This is a genomic window from Emticicia sp. (assembly GCF_049241225.1).
GTDB lineage: Bacteria > Bacteroidota > Bacteroidia > Cytophagales > Spirosomataceae > Emticicia.
Genome location: NZ_JBMLRC010000350.1, coordinates 9861 through 21173, shown reverse-complemented (window position 1 = coordinate 21173; position 11313 = coordinate 9861). Strand labels below are relative to the sequence as shown.

The 11313-nt window shown below is 39.4% G+C and carries 10 protein-coding genes; 5 read left to right on the top strand and 5 right to left on the bottom strand.

What is annotated here, in order from left to right; genetic code table 11:
- Window positions 1–223 precede the first annotated feature (223 nt).
- Window positions 224–1267, bottom strand: a complete 1044-nt coding sequence (locus ACOVO2_RS18890) for a hypothetical protein (protein WP_421771470.1) — start codon at window positions 1265–1267, stop codon at window positions 224–226.
- Window positions 1268–1438: 171 nt separating this feature from the next.
- Between ACOVO2_RS18890 and ACOVO2_RS18885 the strand changes: the two genes are divergently transcribed.
- Window positions 1439–2413, top strand: a complete 975-nt coding sequence (locus tag ACOVO2_RS18885; RefSeq protein ID WP_421771469.1) for a YpdA family putative bacillithiol disulfide reductase — start codon at window positions 1439–1441, stop codon at window positions 2411–2413.
- 30 nt (window positions 2414–2443) lie between these two features.
- Here ACOVO2_RS18885 and ACOVO2_RS18880 read toward each other — a convergent pair whose 3' ends face one another.
- The 4 genes from ACOVO2_RS18880 to rsmH all read right to left on the bottom strand — a co-directional run bounded on the left by ACOVO2_RS18880 (window position 2444) and on the right by rsmH (window position 7522).
- Window positions 2444–3694, bottom strand: a complete 1251-nt coding sequence (locus tag ACOVO2_RS18880; protein WP_421771468.1) for a hypothetical protein — start codon at window positions 3692–3694, stop codon at window positions 2444–2446.
- Window positions 3695–3891: 197 nt separating this feature from the next.
- Window positions 3892–5994, bottom strand: coding sequence for a penicillin-binding transpeptidase domain-containing protein (locus ACOVO2_RS18875; protein WP_421771467.1), 2103 nt, complete (start codon window positions 5992–5994; stop codon window positions 3892–3894).
- Between the two features lie 116 nt (window positions 5995–6110).
- Window positions 6111–6497 carry an FtsL-like putative cell division protein gene (locus tag ACOVO2_RS18870; protein WP_421771466.1) on the bottom strand — a complete coding sequence of 129 codons (387 nt, stop codon included), beginning with the start codon at window positions 6495–6497 and terminating at the stop codon, window positions 6111–6113.
- Window positions 6498–6607: 110 nt separating this feature from the next.
- Window positions 6608–7522, bottom strand: a complete 915-nt coding sequence (gene rsmH, locus ACOVO2_RS18865) for a 16S rRNA (cytosine(1402)-N(4))-methyltransferase RsmH (protein ID WP_421771465.1) — start codon at window positions 7520–7522, stop codon at window positions 6608–6610.
- Window positions 7523–7626: 104 nt separating this feature from the next.
- On the opposite strand from rsmH, the gene ACOVO2_RS18860 reads away from it, so the two are divergent.
- The 4 genes from ACOVO2_RS18860 (at window position 7627) to ACOVO2_RS18845 (ending at window position 11220) form a co-directional block, all read left to right on the top strand.
- Window positions 7627–8859, top strand: coding sequence for a TlpA disulfide reductase family protein (locus ACOVO2_RS18860; RefSeq protein ID WP_421771464.1), 1233 nt, complete (start codon window positions 7627–7629; stop codon window positions 8857–8859).
- Window positions 8860–8929: 70 nt separating this feature from the next.
- Window positions 8930–9463 carry an isopentenyl-diphosphate Delta-isomerase gene (gene idi / locus ACOVO2_RS18855; protein ID WP_421771463.1) on the top strand — a complete coding sequence of 178 codons (534 nt, stop codon included), beginning with the start codon at window positions 8930–8932 and terminating at the stop codon, window positions 9461–9463.
- A gap of 99 nt (window positions 9464–9562) precedes the next feature.
- A complete protein-coding gene (locus ACOVO2_RS18850) occupies window positions 9563–10261 on the top strand; it encodes a peptidylprolyl isomerase (protein WP_421771462.1) in 699 nt (232 codons plus the stop codon).
- A 56-nt stretch (window positions 10262–10317) separates the two neighbouring features.
- On the top strand, window positions 10318–11220 hold the full coding sequence (locus tag ACOVO2_RS18845) for an SDR family oxidoreductase (protein WP_421771461.1): 903 nt from the start codon (window positions 10318–10320) through the stop codon (window positions 11218–11220).
- The last annotated feature ends 93 nt before the right edge of the window (window positions 11221–11313 follow it).

The following is an 11313-nucleotide window of genomic DNA, read 5'->3' as shown; positions in this document are numbered from 1 at the left end:
AAATCAGTTTTTTAATTGTGAAAATAATGTTATTTTTTATCTATTTCCCCTCCTTTTTTCAAGGAGGGGTGTCCTGACGATAGTCGGACGGGGTGGTTTGTGGCTAAAAACTTATTTTGAAAGAAATCCTAATTCCTTCAACCACCCCGTCAAAATTCGATTTCATCAGAATTTTGCCACCCCTCCTTGAAAAAAGGAGGGGAAATTTACGCTTTACTAAACTTTACTCCAAAACCACTGTTCCTTCCAAATAATCGGAAGCGATATTAGGGTTATTGACCGACCATATACCAACATACGAACGATACGGAAACAAAAAGCGGTTATCGTTTAAAGCAAAAATGATTTTTTTACGATACTCGGCCAGCGTCTCCATCCCATTCTGCAAACGCATTTCGTTGATTCTTTGTTCATCTGCACCATCTATTTGTCGAAAAACCCACTTATTGAGCTTCGCAGCAAAGGGTTTGCCCTGCATTGAAAGCGACTCATCGGTCATAATCTTAAACACATGCCGAGCAAAAAACACATCGTTGCCATTGATGGTAGCCATGATGTGCGTAGCCGAATGTGGTGTCATACGCCCGTTGCGAACGGCTGTCATCAAGTAATTTGAAAAATTAATTGTCTGATTTTCGGGAGTTTGGCGACGAATAACCGTGTAGAATGGATACTGAATAATTGGCATTCCTCCATCTCCACAGCCAATTTGGTCTTCTCCCGGAAAGCCGTATCTATCAAAAATATAATCAAGTTCGGTGGCGTTTTGGCGGTCAACTTTCACAATTGTATCGGCAAATGCCTCTGCTCCTCGCACCCTAAACCACTGGTCACGCTCAACTATTTTTGTGAGTTTATCTTTTAAACCTTTGTTTATCTTTTGGTCGAACTCTCGTTTTTTTGCTAAATACTCTTTCTCAAAATTTCGCCAGTTTTGGTCTTGCTGAATACCTATGAAAGCGGTTTCATCTTTGATAAAATCAAGACTTATGCCTTTTCCTGCTACTTCGAGCAGATATTTGTAGGTATTGGTGGCATCGCCCAAATATGTAGCACAAACCGCCGCATTGAAATAATCTTTCATGAATGCACGTGGTACGGCCGCAAAAGCTTTCTCATAATTTTCAAAAGCATCTTTGTATTTTCCCTCAACAACGGCCAATTCGGCCTTATTGATATGCGGATAATACACCTTCACATAATTTATTTCTTGTGCTGATGCCAACAGACTCGCAAAGCCCACTACCAAGACAAAAAATAATCTCATAAGCAATCGTGACAAATTCAAAACCTTGATTTGATAAATATTTTTCATTAACGAAACTATCTTCAAAATTAGCATAGTTTTAGCAAAAAGAACGAATTTTAATGAAAACTTTGTTGTTTCTTAATAGACAAAAGACGTTTGTCATGAGATAATTGATATTAATTTTTACTGATGAATACAGAAAAATACGACGTAGTTATTATTGGTGGTGGGCCAATTGGCCTTGCGTGTGGTATCGAGGCACAAAAAGCAGGTTTGAGTTATGCAATCTTAGAAAAGGGCTGTTTGGTTAATTCGCTTTATAATTATCCTGCAAACATGACATTTTTTAGTACATCGGAGCGGCTTGAAATTGGTGATGTGCCATTCGTTTCAAACAACGCAAAACCTACTCGCAGTGAGGCTCTCGAATATTACCGCCGAGTAGCCATCCACCGAAAACTCAATGTTCGGTTATTTGAAGAAGTATCAGAAGTGACAAAGTCGGACGAGAATTATTTAGTGAAAACTCGCAAAAAAAACTATGAGGCTACACACGTGGTGATTGCTTCGGGTTTTTATGATATTCCGCAAAAACTGGGCGTAAAAGGAGAAGATTTACCAAAAGTAACACACTACTATAAAGACCCACATTTTTATGCTTTTCAGAAGGTTTTGGTAGTTGGTGCGAATAATTCGGCGGTTGATGCGGCTCTCGAAACTTGGCGAAAAGGTGCCGACGTGACGATGGTTATTCGGGGTGAAGGTGTGGGCGAACGAGTGAAATATTGGGCAAAACCCGATATTGAGAACAGAATAAAGGAAGGTTCGATAAAAGCTTATTTTAATTCGGAAGTTGAAGAAATCACGGAAGATTTTGTAAGTATAAAAACTCCCGAAGGCGTAGTGAAAATTGAAAATGATTGGGTGATTTCGATGACTGGTTATCAGCCAAATCTTGCGTTTTTGAAGAAAGTAGGCATCAATCTTTCAGCCGATGAAATCATGAAACCCCAATACGACGAAAATAGCATGGAGACAAATCTGCAAAATATTTATCTCGCAGGCGTAATTTGTGGCGGAATGAATACCCATAGCTTATTTATTGAAAATTCGAGAGTTCATGCCGAAAGAATTATTGAGAAGATAAAATCTAATTTTGAATGATTGAATGATAGACTGATTGAATATAAAATATCATTTTTGATTTATGCTGAAGTTATTTCTTAATTCATAAATCATTATTCCGAGAACTAATAAATATTCGAGAGCAACTAAATAAAGGTTTTCTTGATAGAGATTGGTCTGATAAGTGGCATAGCTAAAAAAAGCAGTGTATGACCAAAGTATTGGGTAACGAAAGTTAGTAAAAATGGCAATCACCAAAAGATTGGTTACATACCACGGATGAACGGTGGTTGCCATGGCAAAATAAAGCGTCAGAATAGCCAACGCTCCTACAAACAGATTTTTGCTTTTCCACGAAATGAGCAGCACACCAGAAAAAGTCAGAAATGCCATGATTTTTCCAGCTGTTCCGATAATATTATAACCAAAAATCTTGAAGCCAATGGCACGTACTAAATAATAAATGCTAGCATTAAACTCAAACTTCTGAAAGTAAAGATTTACACTCGAAAAGAGTTTTTCGATGAGCATTCGGTCGAGAAATGGCAGAAAAAATAATGCAGTAAATGTTCCAACCAAAACGGCATAAGCAATTCCTTTCCTCCAACCCAATTTCCTGATAATCAAAGGAATAAAAATAAGTGGCAGCATCTTCACACAGACTGCACATGCAAACAAAAAGCTACTCAGCACCAAATATTTTTGATTTTTCACCCCCACATAAAAAGCCAAAACTAAAAAGCACATCACTACTCCTTCAAAGTGTAAATTACCTGTTAGTTCGATGATGATTAGAGGGTTGAAAGCATATAAACGAAAGCTTGAAAAAATACTTCTTTGATTTAAGTTAATATTACTTTCTAAACTCCCCTCTCCTGCGAGGAGAGGGGTTGGGGGTGAGGTAATTTTAAGAAACATCCCCACCTCAGCCAAAAGAATAAATATTCTCAAAGCTACTACATTTCCAAATAAACTTCCTTGTGATAAAGCGGCCGAAGCAGCAAAAATGAGCTGGTTGAGCGGCGGATAAACAGTATAATAATTTGGAGAATTAAGTCCGTTAAAGATTACATTGTTGTCAACAGTATTCTGAAAATCAACGGTTTGAATAAAATCAGTAGGTAAAATCGTGTAAGGATTTATGCCATTAAATAGCAAGCGGCCATCCCACACGAAGCGGTAAAAATCATCGGATAAAGCAGGAACTGCAAACAACAAAAGCAAACGAAAAAAAACGCCCAAGAAGATTACTCCACGAGCGTTTTTAAATGTTTTTACCAAGAAAAAATATACAACAAAAAGTGCTGAATATAAGCTCATTAGTTGCCCAAACGATTGGCGTGGCGTGAAATATCCCAGCCAAATTATAAGGCATGAAAAGGAAAATATTAAAATTAGTTTTTTGAAACTATCCCGTAGGGATTTAATATTGGTAGAATAATTCATTACCTTATTTTTAGGGAAGACTTCGCAAGGGGGACGCCCAGTCCGAAGTCTTCCCTGTTTTCGCAGAAATTTTATTTCAAAACCAAAGCTACTACTTTTGGCTGCACAATCGCAAATTCGGCTACTTTTCCAAGTCCCGAATAACGAACTCTGAACCCTTTATTTTCAAGAATGTGCATGGCATCTCGCAGGGTCATTCCACCTACGTTTGGTAAATCCTTACTATCTTCTACTTTTTTCCAAGTAATTGAGTTCCCATTTTTTGATGCTTTTACCCAGCCTGCATTACTTGGTGCGTTTTGCAAGCCCAGCTCCTCACCAACCGTACGAAAATCTTCGGCGTAACCTGCTTGTTCTTGCACTTCGATTTTCTGAATATTCGAAGGCTTGTTTTTAGCAGGGTGCAATGCCACATCATACGCAAAAATTTTATCGGCAATGGTTCTAAAAACAGGAGCGGCCACATCACGTGCGTAAAGATTGACACCTTGTGGTTCATCAATGATTACGGCACAACTATATTTTGGATTATCGGCGGGGAAAAAGCCAATAAATGCTGTATAATATTGATTTTTCACATAACCGTTTTCACGCTTACGTGAAGTACCAGTTTTTCCCGCTACTTTACAGAAACCCGTGTTGATGTTCTGAGCTGTACCATTTTCTACCACACCTTTCATCATCTCTTGGGCTAGTTTTGCCGTACGTTCTGAGCAGATTGGCGTTGGGTCTTGGTTTGCTTCAAACTTCTCTATCGTACGGTCGGCTTCACGAACTTCTTTTACGATTAATGGCTGTACCCAATGACCGTTATTGGCAATGGCATTATAGAAAGTAAGCATCTGCAGTGGCGTAAGGCGGGTTTCGTAGCCAATTGACATCCACGGAATTGTTGTGTTACTGAAAGTCGAACTTTTACGATTCTTAATAATCGGTTCGGTTTCTCCTTTTAGCTGAAAACCTACTGGTTGGTCGAGTTTAAAACGAGTAAGGTAAGAAACAAAATTATCAGCATTGTTGAAACCAAAGTGATTTTTAACCAAATTGTAAATACCAATATTACACGAATGCTCAAAAACTTGTCTAACCGTCTGATTACCATGTTCTTCTGAGCAAGTCATTTCAGTTTTATTGTGCATGATGCTACCACCGCAAAAGCCTGCGTTATCATTTAAATCAATCCTTGCTTTTTCGAGCAAAGCCACCATTGTTGCCAACTTGAAAGTCGACCCAGGATCAGTTCCACCACGGACGGCATAGTTGAAATCTTCTAAATAAAATTTCTTGGTCGAATCCGAACCACCACGACGAGAAAGATTAGTAATTGCCTTGATTTCGCCCGTAGCAATTTCCATCACGATGGCCGAACCATATTTAGCATTAGTACTGATAACTTGATTGCGTAAGGCACTTTCAACAATATCCTGATAGTTTACATCGATGGTCGTAACAACATCTAAACCGGCTTCGGGACGCACTTCGGGCGAATCGCTCACGGGTTTCCAAACTCCGCCTGCCAAACGCTGAAAAAAGCCAACACCATTGCGGCCAGCCAAGTAGTTATTGAAGCTAAACTCAATACCAAAATCGCCACGGGTTTGGGTATTGCGGTCGAGTTTACCAATTGAACGCAAAGCCATGTCATCAAACGGCATTACACGGCGTTCTAATCGTTCAAACTTACCACCACCTTTCATTGGTCCTTCTCGGAAAAATGGAAACGTCTTGATTCGCTGACGTTCCTGATAATCAATTAAGCGATTTCCCAGTGCCACAAAAAGTAGTTTCTTTTCATTGCGGGCATTAGTAATAAGTTCTTTGTATTCATCGGCCGAACGGTCTTGGAAGAAATCAGCTAATTTACGACTCAAGGAATCAATTCTTGACTTGAAGTAAGCTGGTTTTGCACGAGTTACATCAATACCAACCCGATAGCGAGGCACCGAAGTAGCCAACAAACTACGCCCATCAGCAGCAAATATATTGCCACGTTGAGCTTTGATTTCCATTGGTTTACGCTGTACTTTCTCAACTTTAGCCATCCATTTTTTCTTCTGAAAAACCTGAATCACAAATATTTGAGCAGCAACCAGTGAGCCAATCAAGAATACTATTCCAAAAGTGACCTTGGCTCGCCACTGGATTTCATCACGTATAGAGCGTTTTGGTGCCATGAGCTTTTGATTTACGATTGATGAATGACGATTGACGAATAATTTGAATAAAAAACACATCATCAAATGACGTTTTTAAATGATAACTCGTCAATCGTAACTCGTCAATCTTTTAATTATTTTACAACAATTTTTGTAGGAGGAGTAATGTTTTCTTCCAGTCCATCTTCCGATAGCTTTTTGGCTATTTCAGATTGCTTGCTGGCAAACATATACTTCGATTTTTGTGAAATGTAAGCCGCACGTTTTTCTTCCATGTCGTTGCGAGCTCTATCAATTTTTTTGATAAAACCTTCGTAGCTATGCTGCACATAAATATAGAATATACCCAGAATTCCCAGCCAGATAATTCGTCGGAGGGTTTCGGTAGGAAGTTCGTCACCAAGTTCTAAGCGATTGGTTAGCCAGGTATTGAGGCGGTCAAAGATACCAGTTTTGCGTGGCCGTTTTGGTGCGGCCTCAGCAACAGGTTCAGGACGGTCCCGAAAAGTATTCGTTGCCATTCCAGTAATGAGTTATAGGTTTATTATTAAAGCACGTTGATTGAGCTTTTGCTCAATAGCAAGACAAATTTATAAATTAGGTGGAAATAAAACCGATATTTTATCGAAATTTATTTTACGGGCATTGGTTCGGCAATTCTGAGCTTGGCACTTCTGGCACGTGGATTTCGCTCAACTTCTTCGGGCGTGGCTTCTACGGCTTTTCTCGTAATCGATTCGAGTGGTTTTTTGTCATTCCCAAAAATATCTTTTTCTACTTCTCCGCTAAATTTTCCGCTACGAATAAAGTTTTTCACCAAACGGTCTTCGAGCGAATGATACGACATCACCACCAAACGGCCTTCGGGAGCAAGCACTTCGGGCGTTTGCTTCAAGAAATCTTCCAAAACTGCCATTTCCTCATTCACAACGATACGCAAGGCCTGAAAAACTTGAGCAAAATATTTATTTTCTTTGCCACGAGGAGCAAGTTTCTGCAAAATTCCTTTCAAATCATTAATTGTTTCGATTTTTCGGTTGAGGCGAGCCGTATAAATAGTTTGGGCAGCGGTTTTGGCATTTTTTATTTCGCCATACATTCCCAAAATCTTGTGTAATTCATCAATCGAATATTCATTGACAATATTTTTGGCCGAAAATGGTGCATTTTGATTCATACGCATATCCAGTTCGGCATCGTAGCGAGTCGAAAAGCCACGCTCGGGCGTGTCTATTTGGTGCGACGAAATACCTAAATCGGCCAAAATTCCATCTACTTTTTTTACGCCGTACAAACGTAAATACTGCTTGATATTACGAAAGTTAGCTTCGATAAAAATCAAATTTTTGTTATCTATCAGTTTGGCTTGTTCTTTAGCATCGGCATCTTGGTCGAAGGCATAAAGTTTACCCGTTGTAAGTTGCTCTAAAATCGCTCTCGAATGTCCTCCACCACCGAAAGTGACATCTACATAAATGCCATCGGGTTTGATATTCAGACCTTCGAGACATTCTTTGAGCATTACGGGCGTGTGATAAACTGACATAAACTTTTTATATATTTACAATGTTGAAATGCAAAAGTACTAAAAAAATCAACGCTGGCAGGATTCTTCATGCAGCCAACGTTTATCGAACCAAAGAAAACCTTATGAAAACACTTACCAAATTACCCTTCATCGTAGCATTGATTTTCACACTGAATGCCTGCAAAACCTCTTCCGAGCCTAAAATTGGCACGTGGCGAGCGGTGATTCCGACCAAAGGCGGTGAATTACCTTTTAATTTTGAGATTCAAAAAGAGGGCGATGCTTACGCCGTGACGATTCTGAACGGTGAAGAAAAACTAAAAATGGATAAATCATTCATCAAAAATGACTCGCTACATATTCCAATCGAATTGTTCGATGCCGAAATTGTAGCAAAAGTTGAAGGCGAAAAAATGACTGGTTACTGGAAAAAAATGCGTTCGGACTTTAGTTTTTTACAAGGAGATTTTACGGCAGAATTTGGCAAAACCTATCGTTTTACTGACAAAACCGCTCAACCAGAAACACTTTTAGCTCCAAAATATAGTGTGCTTTTCCGTTCAGAAGATAAAAAAGACTCTACGGTTTCGGTTGGTCTGTTTTCAACAAAAGGAAATGAAGTAAGCGGAACGTTCTTAACCACAACGGGTGATTATCGCTATCTTTCGGGCAATATCATCGGCGATTCATTGAAACTTTCGTGCTTTGATGGTACACACTTATTTTTATTCAAAGCAAAAATTGATGGTGGAAAACTCACAGGCGGCAGTTTTTGGTCGAGTCTGAATAGCTTTGAATCTTGGGAAGGTGTAAAAGATGATAACGCCAAACTACCTGATGAAAAAACATTGACTTACTTGAAAGACGGCTACAAAACTATTGAGTTTTCTTTCTCAAACGAGCAAGGCAAGAAAGTTTCATTGACTGACGAGCGTTACAAAGGAAAAGTTGTGGTAGTTCAAATTATGGGTTCGTGGTGCCCCAATTGTATGGATGAAAGCAAGTTTTTAGCTCCGTGGTATGCAAAAAACAAGCAAAAAGGCGTTGAAATCATAGGTTTAGCCTACGAAAAAAGCACTGACCCAGCATTCGCTTACCCAAAAATCAAACGATTGAAAGAACGCTTTGGCATTGATTATGAAGTGCTTTTGGCGGGAACAAACGATAAAGCCGAAGCCTCAAAAACATTACCGATGCTCAACCATGTTTTGGGCTTTCCGACTACGATTTTCATTGATAAAAAAGGACAAGTGCGTGAAATTCACACCGGTTTTTCTGGTCCGGGAACGGGCCAATATTATGATGACTTCGTGAGTGATTTCAACCGCTTGGTCGATAAATTGGCTGCCGAATAAAACAATTTTATTTTTAAGGCAGTTATAAAGGTAAACAAATCTTTTTCTCCCCTTTAGGGGCTGGGGGTATATGACAGAAATCATTGTAGTAAACGAACACGACGAGGAAATAGGAACTGGCGAAAAACTTTGGGTACACCAACAAGGCTTACTTCACCGTGCTTTCTCGATTTTGGTATTCAACGAAAATAATGAGTTGCTGATTCATCAGCGAACTTCGCACAAATACCACTCGGGTGATTTGTGGACGAATACGTGCTGCGGACACCCCAACGCCAACGAAGAAATCGGTGCGGCGGCACACCGACGCTTGGGCGAAGAAATGGGATTTGATACGCCTTTAGAGTTTCTCTATAAATTCCAGTATCGTGCTGAGTTTGAAAATGGCTTGGTTGAACACGAAATTGATAATGTATTTGTCGGAACATACAATGATTCGTTCGTTGTAAACCCCGAGGAAGTAGCTGATTATAAATGGGTTACGGTCGATGAATTGCTCGACGATGTATCGAAAAACCCACAGAATTATACATTTTGGTTCAAAGAAATATTAAAAAGCGACGAATTCATGGCATTCGTCGCTTCTAATTTAGTATTAGTTTAAACACTACTACTTTTGCCATACAATCAAAAGATTTTCTTTCGCAGAAGTCTCTTCAAATATTTATTGTATTTTTGTGCTTTATCCATAGCCTTTGTTTGCATGAAGAAGCACTTTTTTGTTTATACTTTACTGCTAATTAGCACCATTTCCTTCGCTCAGAAGAAATCTAAGAAAGATTATTTAGTTACCCTCAATACCAAATACGGTACCATGCACTTGGTGTTGTTTGATGATGCTCCGCTTCATAAAGCTAATTTTATCAAATTAGTCGAGCAAAAATTCTACGATAGTTTACTTTTCCACCGCATCATTGATGGGTTTATGATTCAAGGCGGCGACCCAGAATCTAAAACAGCCAAACCCAATCAACGCCTCGGCGGTGGTGACGGAAATATGGAGCGTATTCCCTTTGAATTTAAACCTAATCATATTCACCGAAAAGGTGCTTTAGCGGCCGCTCGTGATAATAATCCTGAGAAAAAATCAAGTGCTTGCCAGTTTTATATTGTACAAGGGAAAAAACGCACTGACGAAGAAGTAACCGCTGCCGCCCAACGCAATGGCATGAACTACACGACCAATCAACGTGCCGATTACATGATTTTGGGAGGTGCACCTCACTTAGACAACGGCTATACTGTTTTCGGCGAAGCGATTGATAATCTTGATTTGATTGATACCATTGCAAAGCAACCAAAAGACTCTGCCGACCGTCCGAAAGAAGACATAAAAATGAGCATGACGGTTAAGAAAATGCGTAAAAAGAAGATTACTAAGAAATTCGGATATAAATATTAACCTTCGACAATTCCATTGCGGCTCCGCTCAGGTTGCGGAGTAATTTTGATATATAAATGAAGAAAATTTTAATTACAGGCTCAAACGGCTTACTTGGTCAAAAATTGGTTGAATTACTGCTAAATGCTAAAGATATTCAGATAATTGCTACTGCTCGTGGCGAAAATCGTCTGCCATTTTCTGAAGGCTACGAATACCAAGCAATGGATATAACAAGCCGAGAACAAGTGCAAGAAGTTGTGGCAAATGTAAGGCCAAATGTGATTATTCACACGGCTGCCATGACTAATGTTGACCAATGTGAGAGTGAAAAAGATGCTTGCTGGGCTCAGAATGTAAGTTCGGTAGAGTATTTAATTGAGGCTTGCTCAAAAATTGATTGTTTCTTGCTCCACGTTTCTACCGATTTCATTTTCGATGGAAAATCTGGCCCTTACAAAGAAGATGCCGAAGCAAATCCGATAAGCTTTTATGGTTGGAGTAAATATGCCGCCGAAAAACTCGTGATAAATAGTAATATTCGTTGGGGAATTGCCCGCACTGTTTTGGTATATGGTATTGCTCACGATATGAGCCGCACGAACATTATTTTGTGGGTAAAGAAATCATTGGAAGATGGCAAAAACATCAAAGTTGTAACTGACCAATGGAGAACACCTACTTTAGCCGAAGATTTAGCTAAAGGTTGTGCCTTGATTGCCGAACAAGAAGCCGAAGGTATTTTCAATATTTCGGGTAAGGATTTCTTGACTCCTTACGAAATGGCAATCATGACAGCCGATTATTTCAAACTCGATAAATCGTTGATTTCACAAGCTGATTCTACAACATTTACTCAACCAGCCAAACGCCCACCAAGAACAGGCTTTGACCTTTCAAAGTCTCGTGAGATACTTGGCTATGAGCCAGTTAGCTTTACCGAAGGAATCGAGGTATTGGCTGGACAGATTAGTAAATAAGATTGTGAGGCGAACCGTGCGACAGCAACCCCTATTTATTATGCAAACCAATAAATACGCATCATTCACCGATGAACAGCTTCTTGAAAAGCA

Bases quoted from the DNA above. Each gene is read 5' to 3' on its own strand.
- ACOVO2_RS18875 (WP_421771467.1), bottom strand. From the start codon at position 5,994: ATGGCACCAAAACGCTCTATACGTGATGAAATCCAGTGGCGAGCCAAG.
- ACOVO2_RS18880 (WP_421771468.1), bottom strand. From the start codon at position 3,694: ATGAGCTTATATTCAGCACTTTTTGTTGTATATTTTTTCTTGGTAAAA.
- ACOVO2_RS18860 (WP_421771464.1), top strand. From the start codon at position 7,627: ATGAAAACACTTACCAAATTACCCTTCATCGTAGCATTGATTTTCACA.
- ACOVO2_RS18890 (WP_421771470.1), bottom strand. From the start codon at position 1,267: ATGAGATTATTTTTTGTCTTGGTAGTGGGCTTTGCGAGTCTGTTGGCA.
- rsmH (WP_421771465.1), bottom strand. From the start codon at position 7,522: ATGTCAGTTTATCACACGCCCGTAATGCTCAAAGAATGTCTCGAAGGT.
- ACOVO2_RS18885 (WP_421771469.1), top strand. From the start codon at position 1,439: ATGAATACAGAAAAATACGACGTAGTTATTATTGGTGGTGGGCCAATT.
- idi (WP_421771463.1), top strand. From the start codon at position 8,930: ATGACAGAAATCATTGTAGTAAACGAACACGACGAGGAAATAGGAACT.
- ACOVO2_RS18870 (WP_421771466.1), bottom strand. From the start codon at position 6,497: ATGGCAACGAATACTTTTCGGGACCGTCCTGAACCTGTTGCTGAGGCC.
- ACOVO2_RS18845 (WP_421771461.1), top strand. From the start codon at position 10,318: ATGAAGAAAATTTTAATTACAGGCTCAAACGGCTTACTTGGTCAAAAA.
- ACOVO2_RS18850 (WP_421771462.1), top strand. From the start codon at position 9,563: ATGAAGAAGCACTTTTTTGTTTATACTTTACTGCTAATTAGCACCATT.